Here is an 18,224-nt window from a genome sequence, read left to right on the forward strand (position 1 = left end):
GCGGTCGAGTTCACCTTACTCAGCGTTGAGCCGGGTGCGCCGGATCAACCCGGCGACCAGCAGGAGAAGCAACAACACGCCGAAGACGACTGTGAGCGGAAGCACACCGAGCCGCTCCACGCCGGACACCAGCGTCTCCTGCACGCCGAGCGCGGCCTCCACCACCGGGTCCGCGCCGGCCCACCGGGCGTCGTACTGGACGCGCAGCTCATACCAGCCGTAGTAGGTGACGTAGAGCCCGGCGGCCGCGAGCAGCACGCCCCCGGCCCGCGGCGCGATCGCGCTCACCCGGCGCACCCGGGACAGCAGCGACGTGCGGACCAGCGCCACCGCGAGCGCGGTCACGCCGACGACCAGGCCCATCCCGGCCGCGTACGCGCCGAACAGCGCGAGCGGGTCACCGTTCGCGGACGCCCCCACGATCGCCAGGAACGGCGCGATCGTGCAGCTCACCGACGCGAGCGCGTACGCGACGCCGAACAGCGCCATGGACGGCACCGACCGGGTGAGCGCGGGCGCGCGCCGGACCGGCGGCAGCGCGGGCAGCCGGCGGCCGGTCGCGAGCAGCACGCCGAGCGCGGCCAGCACGATCCCGGACGCGAGCGTGAGCCACGGCAGCCGGGGTTGCAGCCAGGTCATCACGGGCGCGAGCACGAACCCGAGCGTGCCGAAGACGGCCACGAAGCCGGCGGTCATCGCGAGCGCGGAGGTGAGCGCGCGCCCCACCGGGGCCCAGCGCCCGCCGGGTGCGTCCGCGGCGACCAGCACGGACAGGTACGCGGGCAGCATCGCGAAGCCGCACGGGTTGAGCGCGGCCAGCATGCCCGCGGTGAGCGCGTAGAGCAGCACGGGTTCAGGCCGCCAGCCGGTCGAGCCAGCTGACCAGGTCCTGATCGTCGAGCCAGCCCTTGTGCACGACCGTGCCGCTCGCGTCCAGCATCACGTAGTAGGACTGCCGGGTGACCTCGAACCGGGTCCACAGCTCACCGGCGCCGTCGTTGATCTGCGGCACGCCGCCGACCTCGTAGTCCGCGACGAACTTGTTCATCGCCGCGGTGTCCGTGCTGAGCCCGGCCACGCCGATGATCGGCACCCGGCCCGCGTACCGCGGCGCCTCCTTGGCGACGGTCCAGCCCTGGCTGGCGCAGGTGGCGCACCACGGCGCCCAGAACCACAGCACGGCCGGCCGGTGCGCCAGCGTCGTACCGTCGAAGGACTTCCCGTCCAGCGTGGTGCCGGTGAACTTGAGCAGATCCGGCACCGGGCCGGAGGGCTCGGGACTCTCCGAGGTCGCCACCACCGGGGGCGCGGCCGGCGGAGGGGCCGACGGCGCGGCGGCCTCGACCCAGGACTCCGGTGGTGACACGCACGCGCTCAGCGCCAGCAGCGCGGCTCCCATGACCAACGCCGTCAACCGCCGTGCCCGCATGCCGCCCCCAGATGGTCGTCCGTGAAGAACCCCGTTCGACCTGAGGTACGGCACGCACCGGCACAACGGTTCAGAGGCCGGCGCGCGTACGCACGCCGGCCTCCGAGGGGAGACACCCGTTACCGGGTCGCCATCGCCCGGCCGTGGCCGAGCCGGGCCGCGAGGACCTGCTCGATCAGCGACACCAGGATGCTCTTGACCGACTCGCGGTTCCGGGCGTCGCACTCGACGACCGGCACGTAGTCCGCGACGCCGAGCGCCTCCCGGACCTCCTGGAGGTCGAACCGGTTGATCGAGTCGAACACGTTCACCCCGAGCAGGAACGGGATGTTGTGTTCCTCGAAGTAGTCCAGCGCGGGGAAGCAGTCCTCGATCCGGCGCGTGTCGACCAGCACCACGGCGCCGAGCGCGCCGTCGACCAGGTCGTCCCAGAGGAACGCGAACCGGTCCTGTCCGGGCGTGCCGAACAGGTACAGGACCAGGGACTCGTCGAGGGTGATGCGGCCGAAGTCCAGCGCCACCGTGGTGGTGGTCTTGGCGGCTACCTGCGACGTGTCGTCGATGCCGATGGACCGTTCGGTCATCTCGGCTTCGGTGACCAGAGGCTCGATCTCGGAAATCGCACTCACGAAAGTGGTCTTTCCGACGCCGAACCCACCGCTCACCACGATTTTCACCGAAATCGGTGCTGGGCGGCTAGAGGGCGCGTACACGATCCCGAATCCTCTCGATCAGTTCGATGGAAAGCTCGTTCGTCTGTTCGGACACCTGTAGGTACTTCTCGGCTATCAGGTCCCCGACCAGCACCCGCGTCACGCCGAGGGGCGTGCGCAGCGCGGCGGCGAGGTCCGCGAGGGACATCGGCGCCTGGCAGAGCTGCACGATCCGCTCCGCTTCGAAGCGCAGCGGCGCGGAGAGCGCGGCCGGCTGTGCGAAGAACAGCGTCTCGATGCGGATGTTGTCGGCCAGCGGCCGGGTCCGGCCACCGGTGACCAGGAACGGCCGGACGACCGGGTCCTCCCCCTCGGAGGAGGACCCGCTCGGGGCACGGTGTCCGCCGACGTGCTCGTCCGTCCGCTCCCGGTCCGGCCGCGTCTCCGGCTGCCATTTCGGGAACATCCGCGGATCCGGCATCCGCAGACCGGACTCGGGGTCGGTGCTCACAGGCCCAGGTGACGTCGGGACTCCGCGATCAGCGCCGGCGTGAGCAGCGATCCGAACCGCTCGGTCAGCGTGGAGATCTCGTACCCGATCAGGCCGAGATCGCTGTCGCCGGTGGCGACCACGCCGAGCACGCTGCCGCCGGTGATGACGGAGACCAGCAGGAAGCCCCGCTTCATCTCGATCATGATCAGCTTCAGGCCCTCGAACTCGTACTTCTTCGAGGCGCTGCGGGCCAGGCTGGCCATGCTGGAGACGATCGCCGCCAGGTGGTCGGCCTCGGTCCGGTTCAGTCCGTCCGAGGCGGCGATGAGCAGGCCGTCGGAGGAGACCGCCACGGCGTCCTTGACCCCGTCGGTCTGGTGCACGAAGTTGCCGAGCAGCCAGTTGAACTGGTGCCGATCCGTCTGAGTGTCGACGCTCATGCGCTGGTACCTCCGTCTTCGGTGCCGTACGGGTTGGATCGAACATCGGTGTTGGCGCGCTGCATGCCCGCGCGCAGCGCCGTGAGCCGGTTGCGCACCTCGGCCGGCGAGGAGTCGACCATCGCGGCCCGGGTCTCCGGCGCGCTCGGCGCCGGTGCGGCCTCGGCCTCCGGCCGGCTGGTCCGCGGGGCCCGCTTGCGCAGCCCGTTGCGGGTGCGCTCGACCTCCCCGGTCTCGATCGTCCGGGGACGCGGCGAGACCTGCTCCGCGACCGCCTCGGCGGCGGCCTCCGCGGCCACCACCTCGGGCGACGGCGGCACCGTCAGGTACTCGACCACCCCCGGCTTGACCCGGCCACCGATCGCCAGGTACGGCGCGTCCGGTGCCTGGGTCGGCGCGCCGGAGCTGACCAGAGGCCGGGCGACCTCCGGAGCCGGGGGCGCGGGCGGGGCCGGCGGAGCCGGGGGCGCCGCCATCACCGGGGTGAACGGCGCGGGCGGGATGACCGGCATGGCCGGACGCTCGTCGACGATCTCGCCGTCCCGGATCACGGCCGGCGACGACGAGTTCGCCATCACCGACGCGGGCAGCAGCACGCGGGCGGTGACGCCGGTGACCGGCGAGGACGCCAGCTTCACCTCCGCGCCCATGTCCCGCGCCAGCTGACCGACCACGTAGTGGCCGAGGTAGCGAGCCGGCGCCGTGATGAAGTCGCCCTCACCGCGCAGACGCGCGTTCGCGGCCTCGATCTCGACGTCGTTCATGCCGACGCCCTGGTCCACGATCGCGATCAGGTACTGGTCGCCGACGCGGCGGCCCTGGATCTCCACGTCCGAGTCCGGCGGGGAGAACGTCAGGCCGTTCTCGATCAGTTCGGCGAGCAGGTGCGCCACGCCGCTGACCACGGCACCGGTGATGTTCGCCTCGTCGATCCGGCGGAACGACACCCGGCGGTACTCCTCGACCTCGGAGACCGCGGCCCGGATCACGTCCGCGATCGGGAGCGGTGCCGACCACTGCCGCTGGCTCTGCGAGCCGACGAGCACCAGGAGGCTCTCCGCGTTCCGTCGCATACGGGTGGCCAGGTGGTCCAGCTCGAACAGGTTGGCGAGCGCGGACGGGTCCGTCTCCTCCCGCTCCAGCGTGGTGATGAAGCCCAGCTGGCGGCGGAGCAGGTTCTGGTTGCGGCGGCCGAGGTTGGCCAGCGACTCGGTGGTCGACTTCCGTAGCAGCGCCTGCTCGGTGGCGAGCGCGTACGCGGTGGCCTGGATGTGGTCGAACGCGTCGGCCACGGCCTGCATCTCGGCGGACGCGCCGCGAGCCAGGCGGATCGGGGTCAGCTTCGGCCGCTCCTCGTCCGGCGACAGCTCCTGGGCGAGCGCCACCGCCTGCGGCAGCCGCACCTCGGCGATGTGGTCGGCCTCGGCGGACAGCGCCGCCAGCGGCCGGGTGATCGACCGGGACGCGTAGAAGAGCAGCACGACCGCGGCCGCGATGGAGGCGGCCACGATGACGACCAGGATCAGGATCGCGTTGAGCGCGTCCGTCTGGAGCTGGGAGGCCCGATCCTTGATCTGGTCGGCGACGGTCTCCTGGAGACCCGTGACGCCGTTCAGGTACTGGATCATCGCGTTCGAGTAGAGCCCGGTGTCCGCGAAGATCTCCCGGCCGTCCGCGGACTCGTCCGCGATCTCCCGGAAGCGATCCACGGTACGGGCCGAGCCGGTGTCCAGCACGCGGGCGAACTCGTCGCGCTGCGCCTGGGTCGCGGCGCCGGCGAACGCGGTGAACGCCGCGTCCTGCGTCGCGATGAAACCGGCGTAGTCGACGTACTGGTTCACGCCGTCCACCTCGAACGTGCCGCGCAGGAACACCTCGTTCAGGCGGACGCTCTCCAGCGAGGCGCCCTCCTTGACGGTGTTCAGCGACTCCAGCACGGTCACCATCCGGCGCAGCGCCTGGTCGTCGAGCCGGTCCAGCTCGAAGTCGATGGTGTTGAACGCGGTGATCCGGTCCGTGAAGAACACGACCGAGCTGTTCAGGCTGACGGCACGCTGGTCGACCTGACCGCGGAAGTTCGCCAGCGCGTCCAGCGAGTTCAGCGTGGACTGGGTCCGCGCGTCGAGCTCGTGGCCCGCGTCGTCGTCCCCGGTGATCAGGCCGGCGACGGCCTGCCGCTGCTGGTCGACGGCCTGGCGGGACTCGTCCAGCCGGGCGGCGACCAGCTCGTTACCGGTGAGCAGACCGGCGGTGGCGCCGCGCTCGTCCTGCAGCGCCTGGACCAGGCGTTGCACGCTGAGCGCGAGCGTGATGTCGTGGGTGGTGGCCCGGGCGTTGTTGAACGCCACGACCAGGACCAGCACGACGAGACTCAGAAGAGCAAGAACAGCGGCGAGCGGGACCGCCAGTAGAGCGGCCAGGCGCTGGCGGATCGGGCGGCCCTGCCGGGGCTTCCGCCCCGACGTGGTAGCGCCCGATCCGCGCCCAAGCCTCAGGATCCCGCTCAGCCGCGACTTGCGGTGCACGGCTGCACTCAACACCGACCTCCAAATAGCAGATGCGGACATCGGCCCCTCCCGGTCAGTGACCGGGCCGCATCAGCTGTGGCGGTCTAGGTGGCCTGGGTTGCAGTTCGACCGGAATCGCGCATCTCTTAGGCGATTACGTCAGTGCGCCCCGGAACCACCGGTGAGCCGGCGCTCCACCCACTCGTGGAACTCCGTGATGTGGTGCTCGCTCGGCACGAGCACGCCGCCCCGGGCGTACGCGCGGGACGACATGGCCGGCTGGCACCGCTCGCACGCGTCGAAGTCCTGCCGGTTGACCCGGTCGAACAGCTCCACCGAGCGGCTCACGTCCCGGCCCTCCGCCACCACCCGCGGCAGGTAGAGCCAGTCGCACTCGACGATCGTCCGGTCCACGGCGAGCGGGAACATCCGGTGCAGGATTACATGATCCGGCACCAGGTTGATGAACACCTGCGGTTTGACGGTAATCGCGAAATACCGCCGGTCCTGGTCCTCGTCCACCGTCGGGATCCGGTCCAGCCCGGCGCTGCCGTCGACCGTGAAGCCCTCGATCCGCGGGCCGAACTCGGCGCCGTGCCCGACCGAGGACTGCGCGGCGTACCCCCGGGAGAACTCCGGCAGCACGTCGACCAGCTCCGGGTGGATGGTCGCGCAGTGGTAGCACTCCATGAAGTTCTCGATGATCAACTTCCAGTTCGCGCGTACGTCGTAGCGGATCCGGCGGCCGACCGCGAGGTCCGCGATCTGGTAGTTGCCGATCTTCTCTGCGTCGCCGAGCCGCTCGGTGCACGCGCCGACCACGTCCTCCTCGAACGACGGCGGCTCGCCGGCCAGGCACACCCAGACGTACCCGAGCCACTCCCGGACCGCGACCGGGACCAGCCCGTACTCCGTGCGGTCCACGTCCGGCATCCGCGCCAGGTTGGGCGCGGCCGCGAGGCGGCCGTCAAGATCATAGGACCAGGCGTGGTACGGGCACCGGAACGTCCGTTTCACCTCGCCGGACTCGTCCGTGCACAGCGTCGCGCCGCGGTGCCGGCACACGTTCAGGAACGCGCGCGCCACACCGTCCCGGTCCCGGGTGACCAGCACGCTCTCCCGGCCCACGGTCACCGTCCGGAACCGGCCGGGCCGGTCGACGTCGGCGGACCGCACCGCGCAGAACCACATCGCCTCGAAGACGTCCCGCTGCTCCCGGGCGAAGATCTCCGGATCCGCGTAGAGCCGCCCGGGCAGCGTCGGCCGAAGGCTGGCCGGCCCGCTCATCAGAAGCTCCGCTTCGGGTCGAACAGCGCGATCGGGTGCGCGGTGCCGCCGGTGGTGGCCAGGTCGGCCAGGATCTCGCCGACCACCGGCACGAACTTGAAGCCGTGGCCGGAGAACCCGCACGCCACCGTGACGGTCGCGTGTTCCGGGTGCGCCGCGATCACGAAGTGCTCGTCCGGCGTGTTCGTGTACATACAGGTCTTCGCGCGCAGGAACGACCCGGCCGCGCCGGGCAGCACCCGGCCGAGGTGCGCGCCGATCGCCTCGATCTCGGCCGGGTGCACGTCCCGGTCGATCGTCTCCGGCGTGCAGACCACGCCGCGGCGGAAGAACGCGACCTTCACGCCGCCGTCCGGCCCGTCCAGCGCCGGGAAGCCGTAGATCTGGGTGCCGTCCGGGTCCTCCCAGATCCAGATCGGGTGCCGGTCCGGCGCGAAGTCCGCGATCGGTGCGCGCGGCGCGAACCAGTACTGCACCTGCCGTTCCACCACCAGCGGCACGCCCAGATCGGCGAGCATGCGCGGCGCCCACGCGCCGGGCGCCACCACCAGGTGCCCGGCCGAGTGGACGCCGGACTCCGTGGTCACCTCGACGCCGCTCGCGGTGGCCTTCCACTCGACCGCGGGCTCGCCGAAGCGCAGCTCCGCGCCGGCCGCCGCGGCGAGCCGAAGGTGAGCGGCGACCGTCGCCTCCGGCCGGACCAGCCCGGCCTTGGCCTCGAACAGCGCCACGTCGTCCGGCCGCGGGTGCAGCGTCGGGAAGCGGCGGCGCAGCTCGGCCGCGTCCAGCATCTCGTGCGGCAGGCCCCACTGCTCCGCGCTGCGCCGCGACCCGGCCACGGTGCGGCTGCCCGCCGGGCCGATCATCAGGCCACCGCACAGCGTCATCACGTCCGCACCGGAGTCCGCCGCCAGCCGGTCCCACAGTTCATAGGCCCTGAGCAGCAACGGTACGTACGCCGGGTCCTCGAAGTACGACTGCCGGGTGATCCGGGAGCCACCGTGGCTGGCCCCCTGGTCGTGCGCCGGGCCGAACCGTTCCAGCCCGAGTACCCGCTGGCCGCGCGCGGCCAGGTGGTACGCCGCGGCACTCCCCATTCCACCGAGGCCAAGCACGATCACGTCATAGGCCGGCATGGCACGTCCTCCCATCGATCAGTCCCGGAGACGGGAACCCTTCGGGTCGAAGAGTGGTTCGGCCGTGACCGTGGCCGGCACCCGGGTGCCGAAGTAGCCGATCTCCACGGGCGTGCCGGGCGCGGCCAGTGCGGTGGGCAGCCAGGCGTAGGCGATCGACCGGCCGATCGTGTAGCCCCAGGCCGCGCTGGTCACGTAGCCGGCGACGGCACCGCCCGCGAGCACCGGCTCCTTGCCCATCACGACCTGGTCGCCGTCGATCAGCAGGCAGGTCAGCCGCCGTACCGGCGCCTTCTTGCCGCTTATCGCGGCATGGCCGACATAGTCGCCGGGTTTGACCGCGAAACCGAGCCCGGCCTCGTACGGATCGTGCTCGGTGGTCATGTCCACGCCCCACGCCCGGTAGCCCTTCTCCAGGCGCAGGCTGGTGAACGCGCTGCGCCCGGCCGCGACCAGCCCGTACCGCACGCCGGCCCGCCACAGCACGTCCCACAGCCGCAGCCCGAGGTCCGCGCCGGTGTAGAGCTCCCAGCCCGGCTCGCCGACGTAGGAGACGCGCAGCATCGTGACCGGCACCCCGCCCAGGTGCGCACGCCGCGCCCGGAAGTAGCCGAAGCCCAGGTCGTCGCCGGTGATCGAGGCGGCCAGCTCGCGCGCCCGCGGTCCCCACAGGCCCAGGCAGCAGGTGCCGGGCGTGAGGTCGGCCACCTGCACGCCCGGCGGCGCGTGCCGGGCCAGGTGGTCGAGGTCCAGGTTGCCGTTCGCGCCGACCTGGAACCGGTCCTCGGCCAGCCGCGCCACGGTCAGGTCGCTGCGGATGCCACCGGCCGTGTCCAGCAGCAGCGTGTACGTGACCGTGCCGACCGGCCGGTCCACGTCGTTGCTGGTCATCGCGTTGAGGTAGGCGGCGGCGCCGGGGCCGGTGACCGCGAGCCGCTTCAGCGAGGTCATGTCGAACAGCGCCACGCCCTCCCGGGCCGCGCGCGCCTCACCGGCCGCGATCGGCGACCAGAACCGCGCGGACCACTCGTCGCGCGCCGGCAGCTCCGGGCGAGGCAGGCCGGCGTTCGCCTCGTACCAGAGCGGGCGCTCCCAGCCGGACGCCTCGCCGAACACCGCGCCCAGCTCGCGTTGCCGCTGGTGGAACGGGCTGACCCGGAGCGGGCGGGCGACCGCGGGCGGGTCGAGCGGGTGGATGACGTCGTACACCTCGACGAAGCTGCGGGCGCTGCGCTCGGCCACGAAGTCCGGCGCGAGCTGCGGCTCCTCGAAGCGTTGCAGGTCTGCCTCGTGCAGGTCCACACCGGGCCGGCCGTCGACCAGCCACTCCGCGACCGCGCGGGCCGCACCGGCCGAGTGGGTCACCCAGATCGCCTCGGCCAGCCAGAACCCGCGCAGCTCCCGGGACTCGCCGAGCAGCGGGAAGCCGTCCGCGGTGAACGAGAAGACGCCGTTGAAGCCGTGCGCGATGCCGGGCAGTCCCGGCAGCAGCGCCCGGGCGTCGGCGAACGCGGGTGCGAAGTCGTCCGGCGTGAACGGCAGCATCGACGGCATCGGCCCGGTCGTGGTCTCGGTCTGCGCGAGCGTGACCGGCATCGGGCGATGGCTGTACGAGCCGATCCCGAGGTGGTCGTCGTACCCGCGGACGTAAAGGTCCCGATCCTGATGCCGGAGAATCGGCAGGCGGCCCTCCAGGTGGAGCGGCCCGGTCCGCGCGTACTGGTGGGCCATCGGCAGCAGCGGGACCGGCTGACCAGCCAGCGCTCCGATCGCCGGTCCCCAGAAACCGGCGCAGGAGACCACGACGTCGGCCGGCCACGCGGTGCCGTCCTCGGTGCGCACCCCGGTCACCCGGCCACCCGCCTGATCAATGGCGACAACCCGCTGCCGGGGTACGAACCGGGCGCCGCGGTCGACGGCCAGCCGGGCCTGCGCCTCGCCGGCCGCGACCGCGTGCACCAGGCCGTCGCCGGGCGTGTGCAGCGCACCCAGCACCGTCTCCCGGTCGAGCGGCGGGAACAGGTCCGCCGCACGCTCGCCCGTGACCAGCTGCGCCTCGATGCCGCACGCGGTGGCGAAGCCGTGCCGGCGCCGGATCTCCCCCAGGCGTTCCGGCGTGGTGGCCACCTCCAGCCCGCCGACGCGGTCGAAAACCCCCAGATCCGAATATTTGCGGACCGTGTACGCCGCCAGCGCGGCCATCGTCCGCGACGGGTTCGTCTGGAAGACCAGACCGGGCGCGTGCGAGCTGGAGCCACCGGCCGCGAACAGCGGGCCGCGCTCCAGCACGGTCACGTCCGTCCAGCCGCGCCGGGTCAGCTCCTCGGCCAGCGCGCAGCCGACGATCCCGGCCCCGATGATCACCACCCGCGGCGTGCTCATGCGGCCGGGATCCACGGCTTCCAGACCGACTCGTGCTCGGCGACCCACTTCGCGGCCGCGTCGTCCGCGCTCATCCCCTGGTTCGTGATGTAGTCCGCGACCAGGTTCTGGTCCTCGTTCGTCCAGGAGAAGTTCTTGACCAGCGTGTACGCGTCGCCGCCGGTGTCCTGGAACTTCTTCGACGCGATCTTGTCGAGCACGTAGTCCGGGTAGTCGCAGGCGACCTTGGCCGGGTCCGCGTCGCAGCCCTCGGTCCAGGCCGGCAGCTTCACCCGCACGTACGACTCCTGGGAGAACAGCCACTGCGGCTCGTAGAAGTAGAACAGCAGCGGCTTCCGTTGCGCCGTGGCCGCCTGCGCCGCCTTGATCAGCGCGGCCTCGCTGCCGGAGTAGACCACCTTGTAGTCCAGCTTGAGGTTCGTGACCAGCGCCTCGTCGTTCGTGACGAACGACGGGTCGCCGTCCAGCAGCTGGCCCTTGTCGCCGGACTCGGACGTCTTGAACAGGTCCGCGTACTTGTTCAGGTTGTTCCAGTCCGTGATGTCCGGGTACTGCTCGGCCATCCACTGCGGGACGTACCAGCCGATCACGCCCTGGTTGCCGGTCGGCCCGACCTCGACCGCGACCTTCTTCTCCTCGATGTAGGTCTTCTTCAGGTCCTCGTGGCCCCAGTTCTCCACGATCACGTCCACCTCGCCGGTCTCGAAACCCTGCCAGGCGACCTCCTCCTTGAGGGTCTTCTCCTCGACCTGGTAGCCCATCTCCTCCTCGAGCAGGTGCTTGATCACCGCGGCGTTCGCCTCGTAACCGACCCAGGCGTTGATCGCGATGTTCACCGGCCCCTTGTCCGGATCGTCACCGGCGCCCGATGTGACGCCGCCACATCCAGCGAGCGTGAGCGTGAGCAGTGCCGCCGTATACCTCTTCATGCGGATTTCCTCTCTGTGCCGGCCCCTTGGGTGAGGCGGTCGAGGAGCACGCCGAGCAGCACGATCGCCAGCCCGGCCGCGAAACCCCGGCCGAAGTCGGAGCGCTGTGCGAAGCCCGCGACCACGTCGTATCCGAGCGCGCCGGCGCCGACCAGGCCGCCGACCACCACCATGGCGAGGACCATCACGATCCCCTGGTTCGCGGCCAGCAGGAGGGCCGGGCGGGCCACCGGCAACCGCACCTTCCACAACAGCTGGGTACGGGTGGAGCCGGCCGACAGCGCGGCCTCGACCACGGTGCCCGGCACGTCCCGGAGCCCGCGCTCGACCAGCCGGGCCACCGGCGGCACCGCGTAGATCACCGAGGCCGCGATCGCGGTGAACCGGCTCGCGCCGAACAGCGCGACCGCGGGCAGCAGGTAGACGAACGACGGCATGGTCTGCGCCGCGTCCAGCACCGGCCGCAGGCCTCGGCTGGCCAGATCCGATCCCGCGGTGAGGACGCCGAGTGCGACGCCGGCCAGCAGCGTCAGCACGGTGGCCAGCAGGACCGTCGCGAGCGTCTCCATCGCGTGCTGCCAGAGCCCGAGCGCCGCGATCCCGGCCAGCGCGCCGGCACCGGCCAGCGCGGCGCGCACGCCGCTGACCACGACGCCGAGCCCGAGGACGGCTGCCAGGACGAGCCAGAACGGCGACGTGGTCAGCACGGCCTGGAGCGGGTTCAGCACACCGGCGGTGAGCACGTTCTTGACCGCGTCGGTCACCGGGTACAGCGTCAGCTCGATCCAGCGCACCACGTCGTTCACCACCGGCGCGAACGACCACCGCACCGCCTCGGGAAACTCCGGCCCACCGTTGACCAGCGCACCCACCACCACGGCCAGCACCGCACCGGCCCACGACAGCCGGCGCCGCACGCCCGCCGGCCACGGCCGCCGCCACAGCCGCGGCCACCGCGTGCCGGCACCCGCGTCACCGGGCACCTGGCCGGTCGCCTCCGCGCCGGACGGTGGGCGGCGCGCGGCATCCGCGCCGGACGGTGGGTGGTGGGTGGTGCGGTCGGCGCGGTCGGCCGCGCGGGAGGTGAGGCGGTCCAGCACGATCGCCATCACCACGATCGCGACGCCCGCGTCGAACGCCAGGCCGACGTTGACCCGCTCCAGCGCGCGGATGATCACCTGGCCCAGGCCCGGCGCGTCGATCAGCGCGGTGATCACCACCATGGAGAGCGCCATCATGATCGTCTGGTTGACCGCGAGCACGATCGCTCGCCGGGCCATCGGCAGCCGCACGCCGCACAGCAGCTGCCGGCGCGTCGCGCCGGCGGACGTGGCCGCCTCGACCGTGGTCGCGGAGACGCCGCGGATGCCGAGCGCGCTGATCCGGATCGCGGGCGGGATCGCGTAGATCAGCGTGGCCAGCACGGACGCCGGCTCGCCGATCAGGAACAGCAGCGTCATCGGCGCCAGATAGGCGAACGCCGGCATGATCTGCATGACGTCCAGCACCGGGTCGAGCACGGCCCGGACCCGGTCGCTGCGCGCGGCCAGCACGCCGAGCGGCAGCCCGATCGCCACCGCCAGCAGCACGGCCGAGACGGTCAGCGCCAGCGTGTCGACGCTGGCCGCCCACAGCCCGAGCACGCCGAACGAGAGGAACCCGGCCACGGTCAGCACCGCGATCCGCCACCCCGCCAGCACCGCGGCGAGCGCACCGGCGGTCACCGTCAGCCCGGCCCAGCCGAGCCCGGAGAGCAGCGCCTGCACGCTGCCGACCAGCAGCGCCACGCCCAGCCGCAGGTAGTTGACCACGAACAGGAAGACCGGGTTGACGTCCCGGTTCGCGTCCACCCAGTCGCGCAGATCGGTGAACATCCGGAATGCGGCCGCGTCGTTGTCGTGCGGCAGCGTCGCCCGGCCGCGCAGCAGCAGATATCCGCCGGCCACCACGACGACCAGCACGGCCACCAGCGTCCCCCGCCCGGGCCGCCACCCGCCCCGCAGCGCGGCCGTCGCCGCGGTCACGCCCGCACCTCCGCCGGAGCATCCCCGGCCCGCGCACCGCCGGCCCCGATGGCTCCGGCGCCGGTGGACCGCGGCGTGCCGGTCCCGGCGGTGGATGCGCCGCGACCGGCCGGGCCGGCGCCGGTCAGGACCGGCAGCACGGCGTCGCGGTCGATCACGCCGAGGAGTGTGTCGCCGTCCATCACCCGGATCGGCCGGTCTGCGCGCAGCACGGTCTCCACCGCGTTCCTGATCACGGTCGTGGCGCTGACCGGTGGGCCGTCCAGCGGGTCGGACGCGGTGGGCAGGCGGGTGATCCAGCGGCAGGTGAGTACGTCCGCGCGGGGCACGTCGCGGACGAAGTCGGTCACGTAGTCGTCCGCGGGCGCCCCGACCAGTTCCTCCGGCGTGCCGACCTGCACCAGCGCGCCGTCGCGGAGAACCGCGATCCGGTCGCCGAGCTTCAGCGCCTCGGAGAGGTCGTGCGTGATGAAGAGCATGGTCTTGCCGACCTCGGCGTGCAGGCGGGTCACCTCGGCCTGCATGTCCCGCCGGATCAGCGGGTCGAGCGCGCTGAACGGCTCGTCGAACAGCAGCACGCCGGGGTCGGCCGCGAGCGCGCGGGCCAGGCCCACGCGCTGCTGCATGCCGCCGGAGAGCTGGTCGGGGTAGCTGTCCGCGTAGCCGTCCAGCCCGACCAGGCTCAGCATCTCGCCGGCCCGGCGGTGCCGCTCGGCCCGGCCGACGCCCTGGATCTCCAGGCCGTACCCGATGTTGTCGATCACGCGCCGGTGCGGCAGCAGCCCGAAGTGCTGGAACACCATGGCGACCCGGTGCCGGCGCAGGTCGAGCAGCGCGCGGCGGCCCATTCCGGTGACCGACTCGCCGTCGATGCGCACCTCGCCGCGGGTCGGCTCGATCAGCCGGGTGAGGCAACGGACCAGCGTGGACTTGCCGCTGCCGGATAGCCCCATGACCACGAAGACCTCACCGGGCGCGACCGTGAAGCCGACGTCGCGCACCGCCACCAGGCAGCCGTAGCGTGCGCGGATCTCGGCCCGGGACAGCGCGCTGCCGACGTGCCGGCCGGCCTTCGGGCCGAAGATCTTCCACAGATGCTGTACGGATATCGCCGCGTCGCCGGTCATCCAAGCTCCTCTACGAGCGGATCAGGTCGGCCGCGCGCTCGCCGGCCAGCAGCACCATGACCATCGGGTTGACGCTGGTCATGGCCGGGAAGATCGAGGCGTCCGCGACGCGTACGTTGCCGGTGCCGCGCAGCCGCAGGTCCGGGCCGACCACCGCGAGCGGGTCGTCCGGGGCGCCCATCCGGCAGGTGCCGGCCGGGTGGTAGACGGTGTGGTGCACGGCCCGGCCGTACGCGGACAGCTCCTCGTCCGTGGTCAGCGCCGGGCCCGGTGCGATCTCCCGGGCGATCCACTCCTTGAGCGGGCCGGTCGCGGCGACCTCGCGGGCCAGCCGCAGCCCGTCCACGATCGTCCGCTCGTCATGGCCGTCCGGGTCGGTGAAGTAGCGGAAGTCCAGCGCGGGTGCGGTGGCCGGGTCCGCGTCGCGCAGCCACAGCCGCCCCGCCGAGCGCGGGCGCGGCACGTTCGGCGTCATCCCGAAGCCGTGCGCGGGCACGTCGTACCCGAGGCGCTCGGTGTGCAGCGTGAACGGGATCTGGTAGAGGTGGAACATCAGGTCGGGCCGGTCCTCGGCGGGGTCGCGGCGGATGAACAGGCCCGCGTCCGCGTCCATCGCGCTGTTCGGCGGCACCGGACGGGACGCCTCCCAGAGGATCAGCGACTCCGGGTGGTCGAGCAGGTGCTCGCCGACGCCGGGCAGGTCGATCGTCACGTCGATGCCCAGCCTTCGCAGGTCGGCCGCGGGACCGACGCCGGAGAGCAGCAGCAGCCGGGGCGTGTCGATCGCGCCGGCGGCCAGCACGTACTCACGCGTCGCCCGGATCAGGCCGGTCGTGCCGTCGGCGTGGCGTACCCGTACCCCGGTGGCGTTGTGATCGTGAATTTCGATCTTGTAAGCCCACGTGGAGGTGCGGATCGTGAGATTGGGACGGTCCAGATACGGGTGCAGGTAGGCGACGGAGGCGGAGCTGCGCAGCCCGGTGGCCGGGTGGTAGCCGACCGGGAAGAAGCCGGCGCCGTCCGCGAACGGCGCCGCGTTGAGGTCGTCGTGCACCGGTACGCCGGTCGCGATCGCGGCCGACTCGACGAACGCGCGGCTGAGGTCGTTGCGGTCGGCCTCGGCGACCGGCTCCACGTGGATCGCCAGGCGCCGCCAGTAGGGCAGCATCTCCGGGTAGCCCCAGCCGGCCGCACCGGCCGCGACCCAGTCGGCGAAGTCGGCCGGTGGCGGCAGCAGGCTGATCATGGTGTTGTGCGAGGAGCAACCGCCGAGCACCTTCGCGCGCGCGTGCCGGATGTGCGAGTTGCCGCGCGGCTGCGGGACCGTGCGGTAGTCGTAGTCGAACTCGGACTCGAGCAGGTTGATCCAGTTCCGCAGGCGCAGGATGCGCGCGTCGCCGACGTCGCTGGGGCCGCCCTCGATCAGGCACACCCGCAGGTCCGGGTCCTCGCTGAGCCGCCCGGCGAGCACGGACCCGGCCGTGCCACCGCCCACGATGACGATGTCGTATATGTCGGATGAGTCGTCGGAACCGGCCACAAAACACCTCGATCCGAGAGGGTGTCTGTTGCTGATCGCACAACGTCATGCTTCTGTCGCAACAGCTTCGAGGCGCACGGCCGGGAACGTCAACACATATCGACGACTTTTACCGCCTTGAAACGAGGCGACCCCGCGACCGGACGGTCGCGGGGTCGCACACGCGGCAGGTCCTAGCTGTTGACTTTGACGGCCTCGGCCGCCGCGGGCACCTCGAGCTTCTCGCCCAGGTCGAGGCTGGAGCGGAGCTTGGTGGGCCGGAGGAAGATCGCGGCCAGGATGCCGACCACGCCGATCCCGGCCGAGATCAGGAAGATGTGACCGGTCGCGTCGCCGTACGCGGCACGCACGATGTTCTGCACCGCCTCGGGCAGCGCGGCCAGGTTCAGCGCGCTGGTGCCGGAGTCGCCGCCACCGGCCGGGATGCCGGCCGCGGTCAGGTCCCGGGTGATCGAGTCGTTGACCCGGCGGGCCAGCACCGCGCCGAGCACCGAGACGCCGATCGTGCCGCCGAGCGAGCGGAAGAACGTGACCGTGGCGCTGGCCGCGCCGATGTCCTTCAGCGGCACGTCGTTCTGCACGGCCAGGATCAGGTTCTGCATGGAGAGGCCGACACCGGCGCCGACCAGCAGCATCGCGCCACCGACCAGGTAGAGCGACGTCTCGTGGTCGATCGTGGAGAGCACCAGGAAACCGAGGACCAGCACGACCGTACCGGTGAGGATGTAGGGCTTGACGTTGCCGCTCTTCGTGATCATCCGGCCCGCGACGATCGAGGAGATCAGCACGCCGGCCATCATCGGGATGGTCAGCAGGCCGGCCTCGGTCGGGCTGTAGCCGCGGCCGATCTGGAAGTACTGGCCGAGGAAGACCGCGCCGCCGAACATCGCCATGCCGACCGCGAGGCTGGCCAGGATGGAGAGCGCCGGGGTCCGCTGCCGCACGATGTTCAGCGGGACGATCGGCTCCTTCACCCGCGACTCGACCCAGACCGCGATCGCGAGCAGCAGCACGCCGCCGCCGACCATCGCACCGGTCTGCCAGGAGAGCCAGGCGAACGAGTCGTCGACGAACGAGATCCAGATCAGGATGACGCTCACCCCGGCCGCGATCAGCGACGCACCCAGGTAGTCGATCTTCACGTCGTCCCGCTTGACCACCGGCAGCTTCAGCGTCGCCTGCAACAGGAACAGCGAGATCAGCGCGAACGGGATGCCGATGAAGAAGCACCAGCGCCAGCCGAGCCAGTCGGTGTCCACGATCACGCCGCCGATCAGCGGGCCGGCCACCGTGGCCAGTGCCATCACGCCACCGAGGTAGCCGTTGTACCGGCCGCGCTCCCGCGGCGGGATCATCGCGGCGATCGCCACCTGGACCAGCGCCTGGAGGCCGCCGACGCCGATGCCCATGAACGCGCGGGCCGCGATCAGCTGCGGCGTGTCCTGCGCGAAGCCGCTCACCAGCGAGCCGAGCAGGAAGATCACGATGGAGACCTGGATCAGCGTCTTCTTGCTGACCAGGTCGGCGAGCTTGCCCCAGATCGGGGTGGTCACGGTGGAGGTCAGCAGCGTGGCGGTGACGACCCAGGTGTACTGGGTCTGCGACCCGTTCAGCGAGCCGATGATCTGCGGCAGCGCGTTCGAGACGATCGTCGCGCTGAGCATCGACACGAAGAGCGCCAGCAGCAGCCCGCTGAGCGCTTCCAGGATCTGGCGGTGACTCATCGTTTCCGCCGATGGTGCGGTGGTGGCACTCATCGTGCTTCCTCCTTGGACAGGTACGTGGTCATGTCCCGCGAGAAGCGGGCGAGCATGCGGGTGAAGTCGTCGAGTTCCATGGGGGTCCAGCTCTCCAGCGCCTCGGCGGCGACGGTGCCGTACCAGTCGTGCATCTCCGCGATGGCCGCGCGCCCCTTCGGCGTCACGCTGAGCACGCTGGCACGCCGGTCCTCCGGGTCCGGCGTGCGCGCGACGAACCCGAGCGTGACCAGGTGCGCGACCGCGCGGCTGACCGTGGACGGGTCTAGGTAGGTGTGCGCCGCGAGTTCCTTCACGTGGCACTCCTGGCCGCTGAGCCGATCAAGCTCCGCGAGCAGACCCACCAGTCCCGGCGGTACGCCGTCGGCCCGCCGGGCCTGCTTGGCCAGGCGCAGCGCCCGCTGCTGTTCCTGTAGCCGGTGGATCAGTTCGGTCTCCATCTCAGATGCCCCTCATGTGGTTGGCACATGCAAGCATCCTCTCAACTTGCCCACTGTGCAAGTTTGCTCATTGGGAAGCG

14 protein-coding genes and 1 pseudogene are annotated in these 18,224 nt (G+C 71.7%); all 15 read right to left on the reverse strand.

The annotated features are described in order from the left end of the window. Positions 1-15: 15 nt before the first annotated feature. Positions 16-849, reverse strand: coding sequence for a cytochrome c biogenesis CcdA family protein (locus tag J2S42_RS11765; protein ID WP_307238484.1), 834 nt, complete (start codon positions 847-849; stop codon positions 16-18). Positions 850-853: 4 nt separating this feature from the next. Continuing rightward, entirely contained in the window at positions 854-1,399 is a 546-nt protein-coding gene (locus J2S42_RS11770) for a redoxin family protein (RefSeq protein ID WP_307238486.1), read from the reverse strand. A 149-nt stretch (positions 1,400-1,548) separates the two neighbouring features. Next, a complete protein-coding gene (locus tag J2S42_RS11775; protein WP_370879379.1) occupies positions 1,549-2,145 on the reverse strand; it encodes a GTP-binding protein in 597 nt (198 codons plus the stop codon). Beyond that, positions 2,126-2,593, reverse strand: coding sequence for a DUF742 domain-containing protein (locus J2S42_RS11780; RefSeq protein ID WP_307238489.1), 468 nt, complete (start codon positions 2,591-2,593; stop codon positions 2,126-2,128). The genes J2S42_RS11775 and J2S42_RS11780 overlap by 20 nt, the downstream gene beginning before the upstream one ends. After that, on the reverse strand, positions 2,590-3,015 hold the full coding sequence (locus tag J2S42_RS11785) for a roadblock/LC7 domain-containing protein (RefSeq protein WP_307238491.1): 426 nt from the start codon (positions 3,013-3,015) through the stop codon (positions 2,590-2,592). The genes J2S42_RS11780 and J2S42_RS11785 overlap by 4 nt, the downstream gene beginning before the upstream one ends. Next, positions 3,012-5,378, reverse strand: coding sequence for a sensor histidine kinase (locus J2S42_RS11790; protein WP_307238493.1), 2,367 nt, complete (start codon positions 5,376-5,378; stop codon positions 3,012-3,014). Before J2S42_RS11790 ends, J2S42_RS11785 begins: the two co-directional genes overlap by 4 nt. A gap of 303 nt (positions 5,379-5,681) precedes the next feature. Beyond that, complete coding sequence (locus J2S42_RS11795) at positions 5,682-6,809, reverse strand: aromatic ring-hydroxylating oxygenase subunit alpha (protein ID WP_307238495.1); 1,128 nt, start codon at positions 6,807-6,809, stop codon at positions 5,682-5,684. Further along, on the reverse strand, positions 6,809-7,945 hold the full coding sequence (solA, locus tag J2S42_RS11800) for an N-methyl-L-tryptophan oxidase (protein ID WP_307238496.1): 1,137 nt from the start codon (positions 7,943-7,945) through the stop codon (positions 6,809-6,811). Before solA ends, J2S42_RS11795 begins: the two co-directional genes overlap by 1 nt. Before the next feature lie 18 nt (positions 7,946-7,963). Continuing rightward, positions 7,964-10,327, reverse strand: coding sequence for a GcvT family protein (locus J2S42_RS11805; protein WP_307238498.1), 2,364 nt, complete (start codon positions 10,325-10,327; stop codon positions 7,964-7,966). Then, the gene (locus tag J2S42_RS11810; RefSeq protein ID WP_307238500.1) at positions 10,324-11,256 is read right to left on the reverse strand and encodes an ABC transporter substrate-binding protein; all 933 of its coding nucleotides are present in this window, start codon (positions 11,254-11,256) and stop codon (positions 10,324-10,326) included. The genes J2S42_RS11805 and J2S42_RS11810 overlap by 4 nt, the downstream gene beginning before the upstream one ends. Beyond that, entirely contained in the window at positions 11,253-13,280 is a 2,028-nt protein-coding gene (locus J2S42_RS11815) for an ABC transporter permease (RefSeq protein WP_307238502.1), read from the reverse strand. Before J2S42_RS11815 ends, J2S42_RS11810 begins: the two co-directional genes overlap by 4 nt. A gap of 119 nt (positions 13,281-13,399) precedes the next feature. Further along, positions 13,400-14,407: pseudogene (locus J2S42_RS11820) on the reverse strand (quaternary amine ABC transporter ATP-binding protein); the annotation flags it as partial. 10 nt (positions 14,408-14,417) lie between these two features. Further along, a complete protein-coding gene (locus tag J2S42_RS11825) occupies positions 14,418-15,947 on the reverse strand; it encodes a GMC family oxidoreductase (RefSeq protein ID WP_307238504.1) in 1,530 nt (509 codons plus the stop codon). A 173-nt stretch (positions 15,948-16,120) separates the two neighbouring features. Then, positions 16,121-17,704 carry an MDR family MFS transporter gene (locus J2S42_RS11830; protein WP_307238506.1) on the reverse strand — a complete coding sequence of 528 codons (1,584 nt, stop codon included), beginning with the start codon at positions 17,702-17,704 and terminating at the stop codon, positions 16,121-16,123. After that, complete coding sequence (locus J2S42_RS11835; protein WP_307238508.1) at positions 17,701-18,144, reverse strand: MarR family winged helix-turn-helix transcriptional regulator; 444 nt, start codon at positions 18,142-18,144, stop codon at positions 17,701-17,703. The genes J2S42_RS11830 and J2S42_RS11835 overlap by 4 nt, the downstream gene beginning before the upstream one ends. Positions 18,145-18,224 lie beyond the last annotated feature (80 nt).

The sequence above is a fragment of the Catenuloplanes indicus genome, from assembly GCF_030813715.1.
Taxonomy (GTDB): domain Bacteria; phylum Actinomycetota; class Actinomycetes; order Mycobacteriales; family Micromonosporaceae; genus Catenuloplanes; species Catenuloplanes indicus.